Origin of the sequence: Streptomyces sp. NBC_00223, from assembly GCF_036199905.1 — a bacterium.
Taxonomy (GTDB): Bacteria; Actinomycetota; Actinomycetes; order Streptomycetales; family Streptomycetaceae; genus Actinacidiphila.
Genome location: NZ_CP108109.1, coordinates 5,410,009 through 5,427,515 on the forward strand (window position 1 = coordinate 5,410,009; position 17,507 = coordinate 5,427,515).

The 17,507-nt window shown below is 71.9% G+C and carries 16 protein-coding genes; 13 read left to right on the forward strand and 3 right to left on the reverse strand.

The features are described from left to right. Positions 1–132 precede the first annotated feature (132 nt). Together OHA30_RS23060 and OHA30_RS23065 are read left to right on the forward strand one after the other, a co-directional pair. Positions 133–1,137, forward strand: coding sequence for an ATP-binding cassette domain-containing protein (locus OHA30_RS23060; RefSeq protein WP_328915763.1), 1,005 nt, complete (start codon positions 133–135; stop codon positions 1,135–1,137). Further along, complete coding sequence (locus OHA30_RS23065; RefSeq protein WP_328915764.1) at positions 1,134–1,988, forward strand: ABC transporter permease; 855 nt, start codon at positions 1,134–1,136, stop codon at positions 1,986–1,988. The genes OHA30_RS23060 and OHA30_RS23065 overlap by 4 nt, the downstream gene beginning before the upstream one ends. 83 nt (positions 1,989–2,071) lie before the next feature. On the opposite strand, the gene greA is transcribed toward OHA30_RS23065, so the two are convergent. Continuing rightward, on the reverse strand, positions 2,072–2,569 hold the full coding sequence (gene greA, locus OHA30_RS23070) for a transcription elongation factor GreA (RefSeq protein ID WP_328915765.1): 498 nt from the start codon (positions 2,567–2,569) through the stop codon (positions 2,072–2,074). A gap of 235 nt (positions 2,570–2,804) precedes the next feature. Continuing rightward, the gene (locus OHA30_RS23075) at positions 2,805–3,248 is read right to left on the reverse strand and encodes a DUF4307 domain-containing protein (protein ID WP_328915766.1); all 444 of its coding nucleotides are present in this window, start codon (positions 3,246–3,248) and stop codon (positions 2,805–2,807) included. Between the two features lie 119 nt (positions 3,249–3,367). Between OHA30_RS23075 and mca the strand changes: the two genes are divergently transcribed. Further along, positions 3,368–4,240 (forward strand): mycothiol conjugate amidase Mca, encoded by an 873-nt coding sequence (gene mca / locus OHA30_RS23080; protein ID WP_328915767.1) that lies wholly within the window; start codon positions 3,368–3,370, stop codon positions 4,238–4,240. Positions 4,241–4,254: 14 nt separating this feature from the next. Continuing rightward, positions 4,255–4,476, forward strand: coding sequence for a hypothetical protein (locus OHA30_RS23085; protein ID WP_328915768.1), 222 nt, complete (start codon positions 4,255–4,257; stop codon positions 4,474–4,476). 158 nt (positions 4,477–4,634) lie between these two features. On the opposite strand, the gene OHA30_RS23090 is transcribed toward OHA30_RS23085, so the two are convergent. After that, on the reverse strand, positions 4,635–7,976 hold the full coding sequence (locus OHA30_RS23090; RefSeq protein WP_328915769.1) for a tetratricopeptide repeat protein: 3,342 nt from the start codon (positions 7,974–7,976) through the stop codon (positions 4,635–4,637). Between the two features lie 491 nt (positions 7,977–8,467). On the opposite strand from OHA30_RS23090, the gene OHA30_RS23095 reads away from it, so the two are divergent. The 9 genes from OHA30_RS23095 (at position 8,468) to OHA30_RS23135 (ending at position 17,441) form a co-directional block, all read left to right on the forward strand. Continuing rightward, the gene (locus OHA30_RS23095; protein WP_328915770.1) at positions 8,468–9,034 is read left to right on the forward strand and encodes a Uma2 family endonuclease; all 567 of its coding nucleotides are present in this window, start codon (positions 8,468–8,470) and stop codon (positions 9,032–9,034) included. Between the two features lie 372 nt (positions 9,035–9,406). After that, complete coding sequence (locus OHA30_RS23100) at positions 9,407–10,651, forward strand: DUF6716 putative glycosyltransferase (RefSeq protein WP_328915771.1); 1,245 nt, start codon at positions 9,407–9,409, stop codon at positions 10,649–10,651. Between the two features lie 320 nt (positions 10,652–10,971). Further along, entirely contained in the window at positions 10,972–11,682 is a 711-nt protein-coding gene (locus OHA30_RS23105) for an HD domain-containing protein (RefSeq protein WP_328915772.1), read from the forward strand. A 26-nt stretch (positions 11,683–11,708) separates the two neighbouring features. Next, on the forward strand, positions 11,709–12,467 hold the full coding sequence (locus OHA30_RS23110; protein WP_328915773.1) for a GntR family transcriptional regulator: 759 nt from the start codon (positions 11,709–11,711) through the stop codon (positions 12,465–12,467). A gap of 192 nt (positions 12,468–12,659) precedes the next feature. Next, positions 12,660–13,778 (forward strand): TIGR03364 family FAD-dependent oxidoreductase, encoded by a 1,119-nt coding sequence (locus tag OHA30_RS23115; RefSeq protein WP_328915774.1) that lies wholly within the window; start codon positions 12,660–12,662, stop codon positions 13,776–13,778. Positions 13,779–13,783: 5 nt separating this feature from the next. Beyond that, positions 13,784–14,515, forward strand: coding sequence for a phosphonatase-like hydrolase (locus OHA30_RS23120; protein ID WP_328915775.1), 732 nt, complete (start codon positions 13,784–13,786; stop codon positions 14,513–14,515). Further along, positions 14,512–15,702 (forward strand): ABC transporter ATP-binding protein, encoded by a 1,191-nt coding sequence (locus OHA30_RS23125; RefSeq protein ID WP_328915776.1) that lies wholly within the window; start codon positions 14,512–14,514, stop codon positions 15,700–15,702. Before OHA30_RS23120 ends, OHA30_RS23125 begins: the two co-directional genes overlap by 4 nt. Next, positions 15,695–16,660 carry a 2-aminoethylphosphonate ABC transporter permease subunit gene (locus OHA30_RS23130; RefSeq protein WP_328915777.1) on the forward strand — a complete coding sequence of 322 codons (966 nt, stop codon included), beginning with the start codon at positions 15,695–15,697 and terminating at the stop codon, positions 16,658–16,660. The genes OHA30_RS23125 and OHA30_RS23130 overlap by 8 nt, the downstream gene beginning before the upstream one ends. Continuing rightward, the gene (locus tag OHA30_RS23135; RefSeq protein WP_328915778.1) at positions 16,644–17,441 is read left to right on the forward strand and encodes an ABC transporter permease; all 798 of its coding nucleotides are present in this window, start codon (positions 16,644–16,646) and stop codon (positions 17,439–17,441) included. The genes OHA30_RS23130 and OHA30_RS23135 overlap by 17 nt, the downstream gene beginning before the upstream one ends. Positions 17,442–17,507: the final 66 nt, after the last annotated feature.

A 17,507-nucleotide genomic window follows, 5' to 3' on the forward strand; every position in this document is an offset into this window, starting at 1 on the left:
GGCCACGGCGGCGCGCCCGTCGACCGCCGGCCGATGAGTTTCGGCCGGGACACCGGTCCTAGGCATCAGCCGTAACCGCGTGACGGACGTCAGCACAGCACATGAGCACAGCAACGGACGGGAGCGAAGACAATGCCGGGCGCCATCTACGCCGAAGGTCTCGTGAAGACCTTCGGCGACGTCAGGGCACTGGGGGGAGTGGATCTGGACGTGCCGGAGGGCACCGTTCTCGGACTGCTCGGGCCCAACGGCGCGGGAAAGACCACCGCCGTCCGTGTCCTGACCACCCTGCTCCAACCCGACAGCGGCAAAGCCGTCGTCGCGGGGATCGACGTCATCAAGCACCCCAACGAGGTCCGGCGGCACATCGGCCTGTCCGGGCAGTTCGCGGCGGTGGACGAGTATCTGACCGGCCGCGAGAACCTGACGATGGTCGCCCAGCTCTACCAGCTGAGCCCCAAGAGGGCCCGGGCGCGCGCCGACGAACTGCTGGAGCGGTTCCACCTCACCGACGCCGCCAACCGCGTCTCCAAGACCTACTCCGGCGGTATGCGCCGCCGGCTGGACCTGGCCGCCGCCCTCGTGGTCAGCCCGCCGGTGATGTTCATGGACGAGCCCACCACCGGGCTCGACCCGCGCAACCGCCAGCAGTTGTGGGAGGTGATCCAGGAACTGGTCGCCGGCGGCACCACCTTGCTGCTCACCACCCAGTACCTGGAGGAGGCCGACCACCTCGCGCACGACATCTGCGTCATCGACCGCGGCCTGGTGATCGCCCGCGGCACCTCCGACCAGCTCAAGGCGCAGACCGGCGGCGAGCGCGTCGAGGTCGTGGTCCACGAGCGGGACCGGATCGAGGACGCCGCCCGGGTGCTGGCCCGCTACGGCAAGAGCGACGCCAAGGTCGAGCAGCACACCCGCAAGATCACCGTCCCCGTGGTCGGCGGTGCCAAGCTGCTCGCCGAGGTCATCCGCGACCTGGACGGCGACGGCATCGAGATCGACGACATCGGGCTGCGCCGCCCCACCCTCGACGACGTGTTCATCTCGCTCACCGGCCACGCGGCCGAGGAGGCCGAGAGCACCGAGGGCACCGACGCGGCAGCCGGCCCGGGCAAGAAGGAGGCCGCCAAGTGAGCGCCGTGACCGACGTCCCCGGGGGCACCCTCGCCCCGACCCCGCGCGGCGGGCTGCTCCAGTCCGCCCACGACTCGCTCGTGGTCGCCAAGCGCAATCTGCTGCGGATGATGCGCATCCCCGAGGTCGTGATCTTCGGGCTGATCCAGCCGATCATGTTCGTGGTGCTCTTCAGCTATGTCTTCGGCGGGTCCGTCAACGTCGGCGGCACCTCCGACGCGGCCGCGTACCGCGAGTTCCTGATGGCGGGCATCTTCGCGCAGACCGTCACCTTCGCCACCGCGGGCGCCGGCGCGGGCATCGCCGACGACATGCACAAGGGTCTGATCGACCGGTTCCGTTCGCTGCCGATGTCGCGCGGCGCGGTGCTCACCGGCCGTACCCTGGCCGACCTGGTGCAGACCGTGCTGACCCTGGTCGTGCTGACCGGCGTCGGCCTGCTGGTCGGCTGGCGGATCCACCACGGCATCGCGAAGATGTTCGCCGCCTTCGCGCTGCTGCTCCTGCTGGGGTACGCGTTCTCCTGGATCGGCGCGCTGATCGGTCTGTCGGTGCGCACCCCGGAGGCGGCCACCTCCGGCGGCCTGATCTGGCTCTTCCCGGTGACCTTCGTCTCCAACGCCTTCGTCAACCCGGCCGGGATGACGCCCTGGCTGCGGCACGTCGCCGAGTGGAACCCGTTCAGCGCCACCGTTCAGGCGGCCCGTACGCTCTTCGGCAACCCCGGCGTCGTCCACTCCAGCGCCTGGCCGATGCAGCACCCGGTGTGGGCGTCCCTGATCTGGTCGGTGATCATCGTCGCGGTCTTCCGCACGCTCGCGGTCCGCAAGTACCGCTCGGCGACCGTGTAGCCGTACCGCGGCTGCGTGCCCACGGCAGAAGGGAGCCCCGGCCGTTCCGACGGCCGGGGCTCCCTTGTCGTTGTGGCGGGCACTCAGCCCTGGTACGGCTTCACATCGAGGACGCGCACCGACGCGATCTTCCCGTTCGGCAGCTCGTACGTGGCGTCGTCACCGGTCTTCTTGCCGGTCACGCCCCGGCCGAGCGGCGACTGCGGAGAGTACGTCTCCAGATCGTCGGCCACGCCCTCGCGCGAGCCGAGCAGGAAGGTCACCGTGTCGTCCGGGTCGCCGTCGAAGGCGATCGTGACCACCATGCCCGGTGCCACCACACCGTCGTCCGCCGGGGCCTCACCTACCTTGGCGGTCTCCAGGATCTGGTTGAGCTGCCGGATGCGCAGCTCCAGCTTGCCCTGGTCCTCGCGCGCCGCGTGGTAGCCGGCGTTCTCCTTGAGATCGCCTTCCTGGCGGGCTTCCTCGATCTTTGCGACGATCTCGGCGCGCGCCGGACCAGACAGATGCTCCAGCTCGGCCTTGAGCTGGTCGTACGCCGCCTGGGTCAGCCAGGTGACGTTGTCGCTGGTCTGGGTCACAGGTGCTCCTCGTCGGTACTGTGTCGTGCCGTGTGCCTGTCCGGCGGACTCCCCGCGGACGGTGCCGCCGCGTGCGCGGCAGCCGGACGTCCCCGCGGCCGGTACGGGCGTGGGCCCGATGAACAATTGCATTGCCACCGGCTGCCGGGACGAAACCACGAGCCTAACAATTACTGGTCGTGGAAGGGAGCGAGTAAGCGCCGGGAGGGGGAGCGAGAGCTCCGGGCCGCGGTGGTCAGCCGCGCGACACGGCCTGGCAGCCGAGCAGTTCGCCGGTCGAGCCGCGGGCGGTGGTGCGCAGCGTCACCACGGTGTCGACCTGCCGGGCGTGCCGGTCGATGCGCACGTCCTTGCGGCCGACCTCGTTGTGGTCCTCGTCCACCGAGCGCACGGTGCACACCGCGACGGTGCCGGCGCCCTTGTGGACCTCCAGATGGATCTCCAGGGACTGGTCGGAGACGGCCTTGAAGGCGACAACCTGGGCACTGATCCTGTCACCCGTGAGGGAGTGCCAGCCGTACCAGCCGACGCCCAGAACGGTCAACGCACCCAGTACGATGGCGGCGATCTTCAGTTTGCGGTCGGCGCGGGCGTCGGCATCCGCCGTGAAGCGGCGGTCTCCCGGTCCGTAACGGCCGTCGGGCGGGGAGTTCGGCGGGCCTGAGTGCACGGCCGTCATGATCGTTCCTCCCGTTCGGGGACCGCGGAATTATTTCGCCCCCTCACTCGGTCACTATAGGAGGCGCCCTCCCGGCCGATGGAGGGGGTCGGACACCCGAAGACCTTGAGGACCCAGCCTTGACTGAGCAGCTTCGACTCATGGCCGTTCACGCCCACCCCGACGACGAGTCGAGCAAGGGCGCGGCCACTATGGCCAAGTACGTGTCCGAGGGGGTGGACGTACTGGTGGCGACCTGCACCGGAGGCGAGCGCGGCTCGGTGCTCAACCCCAAACTCCAGGGCGACCCCTATATCGAGGAACACATCCACGAGGTGCGGGCCAAGGAGATGGACGAGGCCCGCCAGATCCTCGGCGTCCGCCAGTCCTGGCTGGGCTTCGTCGACTCCGGGCTGCCCGAGGGCGATCCGCTGCCGCCGCTGCCCGAGGGCTGCTTCGCCCTCCAGGACGTGGAGTTCGCGGCGGGCGCGCTGGTGAAACTCATCCGCGAGTTCCGCCCGCACGTGATCACCACGTACGACGAGAACGGCGGCTATCCGCACCCCGACCACATCATGACCCACAAGATCTCGGTGCTGGCGTTCGACGCCGCCGGTGACCCCGAGCGCTTCCCGGAGGCCGGGGAGCCGTGGACCCCGCTGAAGCTCTACTACAACCAGGGCTTCAACAAGCAGCGCACGCTCACCCTGCACGAGGCGCTGCTCGCCCGCGGCCTGGAGTCGCCGTACGAGGACTGGCTCAAGCGGTGGGACGAGTTCGCCCGGCCCGAGCGGAATCTGTCCACGCATGTGCCGTGCGGGGACTTCTTCGAGATCCGCGACAAGGCGCTGCTCGCCCACGCCACCCAGATCGACCCCGACGGGGGCTGGTTCCGGGTGCCGATGGATGTCCAGCGGGAGGTCTGGCCGACCGAGGACTACGAGCTGGCGCAGTCACGGGTGGACGTCTCGCTGCCTGAGGACGACCTCTTTGCGGGCATCAGGGAGGGCTGAGCGACAATGGGGGCGTGAATCACTCCCATGCTCTCAGTCAGCTCGTCCCGCTCGCAGCCGAGCTGGACGAGAACAAGGTGACGCCGGGGCTCCTCGGATTCGTGATCTTCGCTGCCATCGCCCTCGGGCTGTGGGCGCTCATGAAGAACATGGGCAAGCAGATGAAGAAGATCGACTTCGAGGAGGAGCCGCCGCCCGCGGCGGGCCGCCCGGAAAAGACGGCGCCCCACGCCTGACGCCTCCCCCTGACCGCCCCCGGCCGCCCCGGGGGCGGGCGCCCGCCTGCCCGGGTCCGGTCGTGAGGCGCCTGTCCGGGGCCGGCCGTGCCCGGTCTGCCGGTGCCCGCGCCTGGTCTGTCCGTGCCCGCGCCTGGCCGGGCCCCGGTCCCGGCTCGTCAGGACCGGGCGGGAAGGGGGACGGCCATGACCAGACGGGTCGAGCGGCCCGGGGTCATGCCCAGCCGCCACGCCTCCCAGGGGGCGCCCGGGACGATGGAGCCGCGGTCCAGCAGCAGCGCGTACGCCTCCGCGTACTCGCCCAGGTCCGGGTCGGCGCCCGGGTAGTCGTCGCCGAGCAGCCCGCGCAGCGCCTCCCGGGCCTGTTCCGCGCCGTCCGGCGCCTGCGCGTCCGGGGCCAGCAGCGGCAGGATCGTGGCCCGCAGGAAGACCGCCCAGTCCCGCCCGCGCCGGTCGCCGAGCCCGGCGAACAGCTCCGCGCCCTCCTCCAGCAGCGTCAGCGCCTCCAGCAGCCGACCGTTGCCCGCGTCTATCACCGCCAGCTCCACGCACGACCACGCCTCGCCGTGCTCCACCCCGATCCGCCGGAAGTCCTGCCGGGCGTCCTGGAGCAACTGCCGCGCGAACCCGCTGTTGCGCAGATTCCCGGTACGGGCCGCCCGCTGGTCGCGTGTCACCCGCGCGGAGTGGTGCCGGGCGCAGGCCAGCCCGTACACGTCCCGCATCCGCGAGAACATGCTCCGCGAGCGCTCCAGCGTCCGCAGCGCCGCGTCGATCTCGCCGCTCTCCTCCAGCGCGTGGCCGAGGTAGTACAGCGTCCACGCCTCGCCGCGGGCATCCTCCGTGCCGCGGTGCCGCTGCACCGCCTCGTCCAGGTCACGGGCCGCCTCCCGCGCCTCGCCGCGCAGCAGCCGGGCCCGGGCCAGTTGGGTCGCCGTCCAGGCGGTGCCGCGCGGATCGCGGGCCAGCGCGTACGACTGCCCGGCCGCGCGCAGCTCCGCCTCGCCCTCGGCCGCCCGGCCCAGCCGCAGATACACCTGGCCGAGCTGGAGATGCGCCCACGCCTCGCCCTGCACGCTCTCGTACTCGCGGTGCAGCGCCAGCGACTCCCGCAGCAGTTCGAGCGCCTGGTCGAGCCGGCCCAGGTCCCGCAGCACGGCGGCCAGCGCGTGCAGCGTCCACGCCCGGTCCTCCTCAAGGCCGGGCGCCGACTGGATCTCCAGGGCCTCGCGCAGCCTGCGCTCGGCGTCCCGCAGATTGCCCTGGTGGTGCAGCGTGATGCCGAGGCTGTCCAGCGCGCGGGCGGCGCCGGCCGGGTGGTGCGCCTCGAAGTACAGATCCACCACCGAGGTGAGCGTGGAGCGCGACTTGTCCAGCTCGCCGAGCTGCCGGGCCGCGATCCCGGTACGCCACTGCACCGAGCGGACCAGCACCGAGCGGTCCTCGTCGGACCCCGACCGCGCCCGCCCGGCCTGCCGTGCCTGGGCCATCTCGCTGATCTCGCCCAGCCGGTAGAGGTCACCGCGCAGCAGGCAGTAGTCGCACAGCGCGCCGAGCAGCGCCTGTACGGAGGCCGGGTCGACGCCCTCGGTCTCGCGCAGGGCGGCGGTGATGAAGCTGGACTCCTCGTCCAGCCAGCGCAGGGCCAGCTCCAGCGACGCGAAGCCGTACTGCCCGAAGCGTCCCGCCCGGGTCGAGGTCTTGCCCTCGACCAGCCGGACCACGGTGTTCGCCAGGTCCGCGTACGACCGGATCAGCCGCTCGTGCGCGGCCGCCCGCTCCGCCGGGTCCTCCTCGTCCAGCAGCCGTTCACGGGCGAAGCGGCGTACGAGGTCGTGCGGGCGGTAGCGGCTGCCGCGCACGTTGTCGACCAGGCCGGCGGTGGCCAGTTCGGCGAGCCTGCGGTTGGCCTCGGCCTCGTCCGTGGCCAGCAGCGCGGCCGCCGCAGCGGCGCCGAAGCTGGCCCGGCCGGCGAGCGCGAGCCGCCGCAGCAGCCTGCGGTTGGGCTCGGGCTGGTCGTGATAGCGCAGGGCCAGCACCCGGTCGACCGGGTCACGCAGGCCGAACACCTCGATGTCGGCGGCCAGTTGAGCGGCCCCCCGGTGGTCGGGCAGCGCGGCGCCGGCGATCCGCAGCGCCAGCGGCAGACCCGCGCACAGGACGCGCAGGCGCTCGGCCTCCTCCGGGCGCGGGGTCGCCGTCCCCGCCGCTTCGGCCACCTCGGCGAGCAGTTCGAAGGTGTCGTCGAGGTCGAGCGGCCCGACCTCCAGGGTGCGCGTCCACTCCTCGGGCAGCCCCAGGTCGAACGGCTCGCGGGCGGTGACCAGCACCAGGGACTCCGAGCGCTCGGGCACCAGGGCCCGTACCTGCTCCGCGTCCGTCGCGTCGTCCAGCACGATCACCACCGGGACGCCGGTCAGATGCTTCTGGTACTGGTCGCTCAGTCGGCGCAGATGCTGCTCCTGGCTCTGGCGCTCCTGCCGTTCACGGAAGAGGAGTTGGTCGCGGGGAGCGCCGAGCCGGTTGAGCAGGTGCAGCAGGCCGTCCCTGACCGGCAGCGGGGTCTGGCCGTCGTCCGCGCCGCGCAGGTCCACGACGCAGGCGCCGCGGAACTGGTCCCGCAGCTGCTGGGCGGCGCGCACCGCCAGCGCGGTGCGGCCGGCGCCGGCCGGTCCGTGCAGCAGCACCACGGTGGGGCGTACGCCCGGGGCCGCGCGGGACTGGTGCACCCATTGGGCGATCCGGGCGACGTGGCCTCGGCGGCCGGCGAACGGGCCCTCGGCGGCCGGGAGTTGGCCGAAGGACTGGTCGAGCACGGCGCGGGTGCGGGCCGCCGCGCTGCGGTCGGTGGACGCGCGGCGGGGCTGGGGGAGCGGCTTCTGCGGGGGCTTCGGGGTGGCGCGGTCGGCGTTGCGGGTGGCGGGGTCGGTCTGTTGGGCGCCGCGGTCGTTGCGCGTCGCGGGGTCGGTCTGCCGAGTCGAGCGGTCGGGGTCGCGTGTCGCGCGGTCGGTCTGCCGAGTCGCGCGGTCGGGCGCGGGTACGACTGCCCGCTGCTCGTCCACGAAGGGGCGTACGCCGCGCCTTTCCAGCGCCGACAGCCACAGCAGCCGGGCCTGTTCGGCGCCGCTCTGCCGTGCGCCGCCGCGTCCGCGCAGGGCGGCCGCGCCGAACGTCGCCGCACCCGCGGCGGCGCCGGTCACCAGCGCGGCGCCGCCGGACAGCCCGTGCCCGAGGTCCACTCCGAAGGCCACGACCGCGGCCACCCCCGCCACCAGGGCGGGCGCCCGCCCGGTCGAGGCGGGCGCATCCGTCTCCACGGCCCGGCGGTAGGCCGCGTACTCCTCCGGTACGGTGCCGACGATCTCGTCCAGCCGCTCCCTGGCCCGCGCGAGCAGTGCCTCGGCGTCCACCCCGGCGCGCTGCTCGGCCACGACGCGCGCCAGCAACTGTTCCACCTCGTCCCGGTCGGCCGCCCGCAACGCGACCCCTGACTTCGGCACATGCCCTCCCCGTGACGGCCGACAACCCATGGGACAAGGGGGATTCCCGTCGAGCCCCCCTCCCAACCCCCCCACCCCCCGCCGGCCGACCGCGCGCGGCCCGAGAAGCCCCGCCGCGACGCCGAGCAACCACGCTGCGGCTCGGCGGTACCGGATCCTTGCGGCAGGGCACCGCTGCGGCGGAAGGGCGTGCGGGTCCGCTCGGGGCGGTGCGGCAGCGGGCGGGGCGCGGCTTGCGACAGACGTGCCTTCCGCCGGGCCGGGCGCAGCCCGGAAAAACCCGCCGCGACGGCGAGCAGCCACACTCACGCGGACCGGCGGTGCCAATCCCGCCGATCCCCCGGCGCGGCACCGCCGGACACCGCCGTCCCGGCTGAGCGCCGCCGCGGCGGAAGGGCTTGCCCACAGCCGGGCGGGCGGTCGCGGGTGCCGGCGGGGCGGGGACAGTACGCTGAGAACGTCGTCGGTACGCGGAGCCAGGGAGGTACGTCATGAGTGCCGAGTTGGTCGCACCCGCGTGGATGCACGAGCGGATCACCGCCGAGCAGTACGACTCCTGGTCCGACGAACAGTGCGCGGGCATCGAAGTGATGGACGGAATGATCGTCGTGAGCCCGAGCGCGTCCAAGCGGCACAACCGGCTGGCCCGCGTTCTCGCGAACGCGCTGGACACCGCCGCGGGCCCCGAGTGGAACGCGGACACCGACTTCGACGTACGGCTCCAGGACGTGCCGCTCACCAACCGCCGCCCGGACGTCGTCGTCTACCGCGCGGACACGATCGATGTCTCGCCGACCCGGCCCGAGCATGTGCTGCTGGTGGTCGAGGTGGTCTCCCCCGGCTCGGAGACCACCGACCGGGTGGTGAAGGTGGAGCAGTACGCGCGGGCGGGCATCCCCTTCTACTGGCGGGTCGAGCAGACCGCCACGGCTGTCGCGCTCGTCTACACGTATGTCCTCGACGCGGCGAGCGGCCGTTACCGCGACGGCGAGGTCTTCACCAACGTCGTCAAGGCCGTGGCCCCCTTCCCGGTCGAGGTCGACCTCGGGACCGTCTGACCCGTCCGTGTCCCGGATGCCCGGCTCGCGTGGGCCGCTGTCCGGCTCCCGCGAAAAGCTTCTTTTCCCGGCCGTGTCGATTTTACCTGGCCGTCATTCTCCGTTCATGGGGAGGGCGGAAAAGGGACCTCGGGCTGAATGGAAAACGGAAGGACCGTACGATGCGTCCCTGAGCACGTCGACCGGTTCACCGGCGACGACTCCACAACAAGCCCTCTCGAAAGTCGCACTGCCCACAAAACCCGGGCTTGACAGTCGACATGGCCGACAGCTAATGTTTTGAATCCATTAATAGGCGCTGCGGCCTGGGGTCAGCGAGGCGAATCGCACGACATGGGGATAGCGAAGGAACCGATGAGAACAGCTCTACTGGTGGCCGCGTTCGACTCACAGCTCAAGTGGTGTGCTGGTATCTGCCGTGAACTCGAAGCCCGTGGGTTTTCCTGCCGAGTCGTAGTTCCGCAGATTCGGACGGCGCTTTCGGAGCAGCAGGTTCTCGACGCAGGCTTCGAATCCGTGGAGAACTTGAGCTGGGACGACGTGATCACCGCTTCGCTGGCTGCGGATATCGTCGTCACCGGCTTGTCCGGTCCTCTCACCAAGCGACTGAGCATCGAGTTGTCCCTCGCCGCCGAGGACATCGACGGACCTGGCCCGGTTGTGGTGTCGGGCTGGGTGGGCATCATCATCGAGAAGATCACCGCTGGTTATCTGGACCGGTGCGGCACCGATGTGGTCGCGGTGAATTCGGCGCACGACATAGCCCACTTTCGTGACAGCGCCGAAAAGTTGGGGCTGCCGGATCGTAATCTCATCCTGTCCGGCCTGCCGTTCATCTCCTCGACACCGAAGCCGGCAAAGGACGGGCCGATTCGCCGGGTATTGTTCGCCGACCAGCCGACAGTTCCATCGAGCCGAGTCGAGAGAACTTACGTCTACACCCAGCTGATCGAATACGCCCGCACTCATCCCGACCGGTCCGTCGTACTGAAACCCCGACACCGGCTCGGCGAGGACACCTTCCACCGAATGAAACACCATCCGGAAGATCTCCTCAAAGACGTCGAGTTTCCGGCGAACTTTTTGATCGACTACACGCCGATCGATGTAGCACTGCCGGATGTCGACCTGTTGATCACCATGTCCTCGACGGCCTGCCTCGAAGCGATCGATCAGGGTAGCCGGGTCGCGCTTGTTCTCGATCTCGGTGTGCATGAGCGCTATGGCAATCAGGTCCTCTTGCGCAGCGGCCTGCTGCGGACCTTCAAGCAGATCAGCGACGACCGGATAGGCACCCCCGAATCCAGCTGGCGGGACAGCTTCTTCCACGGCAACAAGCGCACTGGTATCGAGCTGATCGTCGACCGGGCCGAGGAACTGCTGGCGTCCGGGGAGCGCCCGTCGAGGGGGGTCTGGGCGTCGGACTATTTCCGCAGTGTCACCGAATTCCACCTCGCCACCAGCGGTGTCCAGAATCCGCGCCGGTCCGCGCTCGCCCGCCGGATGAACAAGCACGGCCGCGTCAAGGGCACCCTGAGCCATGTGTCGTACAACCTGCTGCCGCCGTTGGTGCGGCGGCCGCTCAAGCGGCGGGTCAAGGCACTCCGGCTGTTGTGAGCCGAGTCCTGGCCTCACCCTTTCCTTTCACGTCGGCGCAGACCGGCTACTCAATGAGCGCTCTCAGGTCGCCCACGACTGATCGGGTGACGGTCGTGGGCGCGAGGTCGCCGACCGGCTGCGGCGGCAGCCCGGCGGCGCGGGTCCCGGACTCCCGCGCGTTCTTCCTGGCCGGACAGGGCACGCCCGGGGCGATCGTGGACCACGGTCCCGCGGATCGGCGACTGGGTCTGAGCGCCCCGGCGCCGTTCATTTCCAGGTCGTCCGCAGGTCATCGCGTGTCCGGAAGCGTATGTGAGGTTCCTTTCATGGATGGTGACATGACGACCACCCCCGGCGCCCGGCCGGCCGAGGAAGCGCCGTTGGCCGCACTGGCGGGGCTGTTCGCGAGCGCGGCCGCCGAGCGGTATCTCGGCGAGGAGATCACTCAGGCCCACCACATGCTCCAGGCCGCGGCTCTCGCGGAGCGGTCGGGCGCGGCACCGGCGCTGGTGGCGGCGGCACTGCTGCACGACATCGGGCACGTCCTGCCCGGGGCGGGCGACGAGCGGCACAGCGATGACGGCGCGGCGCTGCTGGGGGAGTGGTTCGGCCCCGAGGTGACCGAGCCGGTGCGCCTGCACGTGGCCGCGAAGCGGTACCTGTGCGCGGTGGAACCCTCCTACCACGAGACCTTGTCGTCGGAGTCGCTGCGGACACTGGCCTACCAGGGCGGTCCGATGGGTCTGCCGGAGGTGCGGGCGTACGAGGCGGAGCCCTACGGCCGAGACGCTGTCGACGTCCGCCGCTGGGACGACCGTGCGAAGGATCCGCGAGCACGGGTACACGGGTTCGACCACTACCGGCCACTGCTTGCCGGCCTGGTCCGCCCGGGTGGGTCCACGGACTCGGTGCGGGCGTCGGCCGGCCTGTCGGCAGCCACCGATTCCGGCCGCCCCGATCAGCCGGGCGGGCGCGGCGCCCACCGACCGGCGGGCGAAGTTCCGCGGCTTTCTGAACGTGGAGGGGAATCGGTCCGACATCCGGTGTAGGTCCTCTGATCTGAGAGGATCTACAGGTGAGTGAAGCGGCTGATCCTCATGCCCCGGTCCGCGCGGGCATTCCGGATCATGGCAGGGTCCCGAAGTACTTCGCGGTGAAGGCGCACCTCGAAGATCTGCTCGACCGCCTCGGGGAGGGCGGACTGCTGCCGACGGAACGAGAGTTGGCGGCCCGGTTCGGCGTCGCGCGGGAGACCGTCCGGCAGGCGCTGCGGGAACTCCTCATCCAGGGTCGCGTACGCCGCAAGGGGCGCGGCACCGTGGTCGCCGGTCCCAAGCTCGTGCAGCCGCTGTCCACCGGCAGCTACACCGAGGGCGTGCGACGGCAGGGCCGGGTCCCGGGCCGGCACCTCATCGGCCTCGAACAGCTTTCCGCCGACCCCTTGCTCGCCGACGAGTTGCGCGTGGCCGCCGGCGCCCCGGTCTGGCACATGGAGAGGGTGCTGGTCGCCGACGACGAGCGGGTGGGACTGGAGAGCACGTACCTCTCCGTTGCCCGGTTCCCGCACCTGGCGGCGGACTTCGCCGCGGACACCTCGTTCTACGCCTTTCTGCGCGAGAAGATGGGGCTGGAGCCGGTCGTGGTGGACGAGCGCATCGAGACGGTGCTGGCCACCCCGCGCGAGGCCCTGCTGATCGGCACGCCGCCCGCGCTGCCCATGCTCCTGCTGCTCCGGTCCAGCAGTGACGCCGCGGGGGAGCCGCTGGAACGCGTCCGCTCCCTCTACCGGGGCGACCGGTTCAGCTTCACCGTCCACCTGGAACGCGGAACCTGAGTTCCCCCGAGCATCCCCACCTGGCACGACGGGTGGGTCCCCTCGCCTGCCGGGCCCCTCAGCATCGGTGCGCTGAACTCCTCATCTATATCTCAGAATGATAACGGGTCTAGTCCGAAATTGCAGAGCCGTTCATTGGGCGTTGCGCAGCGGGTCGAAGCCCGGTCATCTCCCGCGGCGAACGTCGTCGCCGTGAGAGTCACTGTCGTCGGAGCCGGGGTGCTGGGCACCATGCACGCCTGGCACGCCATCGAGCGCGGCCACGAGGTCGTCCATCTGGAACGTGAACGTGAGGCGCGCGGTGCCTCGGTCCGCAACTTCGGTCTGGTGTGGGTCGGCGGCCGGGCCGCCGGCGCGGAACTGGACACCGCCCTGCGGGCCCGGGAGCTGTGGGAGGAGATCGGCGCGCGGGTGCCCGGCGTCGGCTTCCGCGCCAACGGCTCGCTGACCGTCGTGCGCACCGCGGCCGAGCAGGCCGTGGCGCAGGACGTACTGGGACGGCCGGACGCCGCCGAGCGCGGCTACCGCTGGCTGTCCCCGGAGCGGACACGTGCCCTCAACCCGGCGTTGCGCGGTGAGCTGTCCGGCGCGCTGTACTGCGCGAAGGACGCCGCTGTCGAGTCCCGGGTCGCGCTCCCCGCGCTGCGCGCGCACCTGGCGGCGACCGGCCGCTACACCTTCGTCCCCGGGCGGGAGGTGCGCGAGGTCGGCCCCGAGCTGGTCCGCGACGACCACGGAGTCCGGTACCGCTGCGACAGCGTCGTGCTGACCACCGGGGCCTGGCTGAGCGGGCTGGTCAGGGAGCTGGCGCCGGCCCTGCAAGTACGCCGGGTACGGCTCCAGATGGCCCAGACCGACCCGCTGGACGAGCCGCTGACCACCTCGGTCGCCGACGCCGACAGCTTCCGCTACTACCCGGCCTACGAGGGGGGCCCGTTGGACGCGCTGCGCGAGGGCGCGCCGCAGCCGGCCACGGCCGCCGCCCACCGGATGCAGCTGCTGATGGTCCAGCGCCTCGACGGCGGCCTGACCATCGGCGACACCCACGAGTACGACGAGGCGTTCGCCTTCGATGTCACCGAGGACCCCTACGACCACCTGCGCGAGCGCGCCGCCGAGCTGCTGGGCCGGCCGCTGCCGCGCATCCGCCGCCGCTGGGCCGGGGTGTACGCGCAGTGCGCGGACACCACCCGGGTCGTCCACCGCGAGCAGGTGCTGGACGGGGTGTGGCTGGTCACCGGACCCGGTGGCCGCGGCATGACGTGCTCCCCGGCGATCGGCGAGGCGACCGCACAAGAGATCGGCTGGTGAACCACATGACGCACCCCGCCACCCCGCGGACCCCGGCCCCCAATCCCCCGGTCCTGGCCCCGGTGACCCTGGTCGTGCTCGACATGGCCGGGACCACCGTGGCCGACGACGGCCTGGTCGAGCGGGCCTTCTCCCGGGCCGCCGAGGAGCTCGGCGTCGAGCCCGGCACTCCCCTCCATGCGGAACACCTGGACTACGTACGCGCCACCATGGGCGAGTCGAAGATCACGGTCTTCCGGGCCCTGTTCGGGACCGAGGAACGCGCCGAGCGGGCCAACGCCGCCTTCGAGCGGGCCTACGCCGGCCTGGTCGACTCCGGCGCCTGTGCCCCGCTGCCCGGCGCCGAGGAGGCCATCGGGCGGCTGCGCGCCGAGGGCCGCAAGGTCGCGCTGACCACCGGCTTCTCCCGGACCACACAGGACGCCATTCTGAGCGCGCTCGGCTGGCAGGACATCGCCGACCTCACACTCTGCCCGGCCGACGCCGGCCGCGGCCGGCCCTACCCGGACATGGTGCTCACCGCCCTGCTGCGCACCGGGACCGAGTCGGTGCGGCAGATCGCGGTGGCCGGCGACACGGCGTACGACATGCTCAGCGGGGTACGGTCCGGCGCGGCGGTCGTGGCGGGCGTCACCACCGGCGCACACACGGCGCCGGAGCTGCGGGCGGCCGGCGCCACCCACGTCCTGCGGTCGGTGGCCGAACTCCCCGACCTGCTGGCGGGGGTGGCGCGATGAGCGCGCCGGGCAGGACGGACGGGACCACCGGGGCGACCGGGGCGAGCGGCATCCGCTTCGACCGGGTCAGCGTGGCGTACGGCGGCACGACCGTGCTCGACGCGCTCGACCTGACCGTCGAGCCCGGCGAGGTGATGGCGCTGCTCGGGCCGTCCGGCTCGGGCAAGACCACCGCGCTGCGCGCGGTGGCGGGGTTCGTCGCCCCGTCGGCCGGCCGGGTGCTGATCGGTGGGCGCGACGTCACCGGTCTGCCCCCGTACCTCCGCGGCATCGGCATGGTCGTGCAGCAGTACGCCCTCTTCCCGCACCTGCGGGTCGAGCAGAATGTGGCGTTCGGCCTCCGCGCGGGGCGCACGCCCCGCGCACAGATCCCGGCGCGGGTCGTGGACGCCCTGGAGATGACCGGCATGGCCGGTTACGCGCGGCGCTACCCGCGGGAGCTGTCCGGCGGCCAGCAGCAGCGGGTGGCCATCGCCCGCGCCCTGGCGATCCGGCCGGGCGTGCTGCTGCTCGACGAGCCGCTGTCCGCGCTCGACGCCCGGCTGCGCTCCGGGATGCTCGCCGAACTCGCCAGGCTGCACCGCGAGTTGCCGCACATGTCCATCCTCTACGTCACACACGACCAGATCGAGGCGCTGACGCTCGCCGACCGGATCGCCGTCCTGGACCAGGCCCGCCTCCAGGACTGCGGCACCCCGCACGACCTGTACCGCACTCCGCGGACCGCCTTCACGGCCGGTTTCGTCGGCAACGCCAATCTGCTGACCGTCCGCGCGCACGAGGACGGCGGGTTAAGGCTGGGCGACGCGGCGCTGCGGGTGGCACGGGACGCGTCCGGCCGGGCGCGTCCGGTGCCGGGGGCCGAGGCCACCGTGTGCGTACGTCCGCACCTGCTGAGGCTCGCCGGACCGTCCGGAAGGCCGGAAACGGCGGAAGGGGCGGGGGGCGCGGATCCGGCTCAGGGCTCGGACGCCGAGGTCAACGTCCTGCGGGGCACCGTCACCGGAGTGCAGTGGCGCGGCCACACCCACCGGCTGCTTGTCGACGCCCTCGGGCACGAACTACGCGCCGACGTGGGTGACTTGAGGCAGCCGCCGAAGGTCGGCGACGAGGTCGCGCTGGCCTTCGACGCCCAGGACGCGGTGCTGCTGCCCGGCGGGCTCGTGGCGGAGGCGGATCATGGCTAGCCCGGGAGGGCCGGCGGCTCCGGCCCCTGTGCGTGCCCCGGAGCAGCCGCCTCGGGCCACACCTGCCGAAGGCGACTCCCCGAGCCCCGGGCGCACGCGCCGCGCCCGTACGCCCGCGGTGCCGGGATGGGTGTGGGCGCTGCCGCCGGTCGGCGCGCTCGGGCTGGTGTTCCTCTATCCGCTGTTCCTCGTCGCCCGGCAGTCGGTCTCGCCGGACGGGGGCGGCCACCGGCTCACCCCGTACACCCGGGTGTTCCGGGAGGAGTCCTTCCGCAGGGCGCTGTGGAACACCGTGTGGATCGCGGTCACCTCGACCGCCGGCTGCCTGGCGCTCGGCTTCGTCCTGGCCCTGGTGATCGCCTTCGTGCCGTTTCCCGGCGGCCGGACACTGAGCCGCTTCATCGACATCTTCCTCGCCTTCCCGTCCTTCCTGATCACCCTGGCGCTGCTCTTCGTCTACGGCACGGTGGGCATGGCCAACGGCCTGTGGACGGACGTGACCGGCGCGGCGGACGGCCCCTTCACCTTCCTGCGGACCCCGTGGGGCGTCCTGCTCGCCGAGATCACCTACTTCACGCCCTTCGTCATGCGTCCGCTGCTGGCCGCGTTCTCCCAGGTGGACACGGCGCAACTGGAGGTGGCCTCCTCGCTGGGCGCGCGGGCGCCGCGGATCGTCCGACAGATCGTGCTGCCCGAGGCGATGCCCGCGCTGGCGGCCGGCGGCAGCCTGGTCCTCGTCCTGTGCCTGAACGAGTTCGGCATCGTCCTGTTCACCGGCGCCAAAGGCGTCACGACGCTCCCGATGCTCGTCTACAGCAAGGCGATCCTCGACGGCGACTACCCCGGGGCGTGCGTGGTCGCGATCGTCTCGGTGGCGCTGTCGGTGACGCTGTACACGCTCTACCGGGCCCTGTCGGGCCGCGCCGTGGGAGGTGCGCGCCGTGCTGGTGTCCAGTAGGTCCGGCCGGTGGACGGCCTGGACGGTGTTCTTCGTCCTCTTCCTGCCGCTGTTCGCGCTGCCGTTCCTGGTGATCGTGGCGGCGTCGTTCGCCACCCACTGGAGCGGCCCCTTCCCCTCGCACCCGACGCTCGCGCACTACCGGGACATCGGCCGCGGGGACTCGCCGCACGCCCTCACCACGAGCCTGCTGACCGCGCTCGCGGCGAGCCTGCTGGCCCTGCTGACGGGCGGGTGGGCCGCGCTGGCGGCCGAGCGGCTGCGCGGCGCCGCCCGACGCGTGCTCGACACGCTGTTCATGCTGCCGCTCGCGGTGCCCTCGGTGGTCGTCGGCCTCTCCCTGCTGGTGGCGTTCTCGAAGCCGCCGTTCCTGCTCAACGGGACGGCCCGGATCGTGATCCTCGCGCACACCGTGCTGGTCACGGCCTTCGCCTACCAGTCGGTCGGTGCGGCGCTCACCCGGCTCGACCCGGCGAACGAGCAGATCGCGGCGAGCCTGGGAGCGCGCCCGCTGTACGTGCTGTGGCGGATCCGGATCCCGCTGCTGCTGCCGTCGCTGACGGCGGCGGCCGGGCTGTGCTTCGCCCTGTCGATGGGCGAGTTGAGCGCCACGATCATGCTCTATCCCCCGGACTGGGCGCCGCTGCCCGTACAGATCTACGGCGCCACCAACAGAGGGTCGCTCTTCGAGGGCGCCGCGCTGGCGGTCGTCCTGATGACGGCGACGCTGGCCGTCCTGCTCGCGATGGCCCGGATCCGGACCCGGGCCGCCTACCGCTGACCGGCCCTTACCGCATCCGCTCCGTCCCGCTCACACCACCTCACCTCACCTCACCGGAACGCCCGG

What these genes read in the sequence shown, in the direction of transcription:
- OHA30_RS23060 (WP_328915763.1), top strand. Translation starts at nt 133, where the DNA reads ATGCCGGGCGCCATCTACGCCGAAGGTCTCGTGAAGACCTTCGGCGAC.
- OHA30_RS23075 (WP_328915766.1), bottom strand. Translation starts at nt 3,248, where the DNA reads ATGACGGCCGTGCACTCAGGCCCGCCGAACTCCCCGCCCGACGGCCGT.
- OHA30_RS23095 (WP_328915770.1), top strand. Translation starts at nt 8,468, where the DNA reads ATGAGTGCCGAGTTGGTCGCACCCGCGTGGATGCACGAGCGGATCACC.
- OHA30_RS23105 (WP_328915772.1), top strand. Translation starts at nt 10,972, where the DNA reads ATGACGACCACCCCCGGCGCCCGGCCGGCCGAGGAAGCGCCGTTGGCC.
- OHA30_RS23120 (WP_328915775.1), top strand. Translation starts at nt 13,784, where the DNA reads ATGACGCACCCCGCCACCCCGCGGACCCCGGCCCCCAATCCCCCGGTC.
- OHA30_RS23125 (WP_328915776.1), top strand. Translation starts at nt 14,512, where the DNA reads ATGAGCGCGCCGGGCAGGACGGACGGGACCACCGGGGCGACCGGGGCG.
- OHA30_RS23130 (WP_328915777.1), top strand. Translation starts at nt 15,695, where the DNA reads ATGGCTAGCCCGGGAGGGCCGGCGGCTCCGGCCCCTGTGCGTGCCCCG.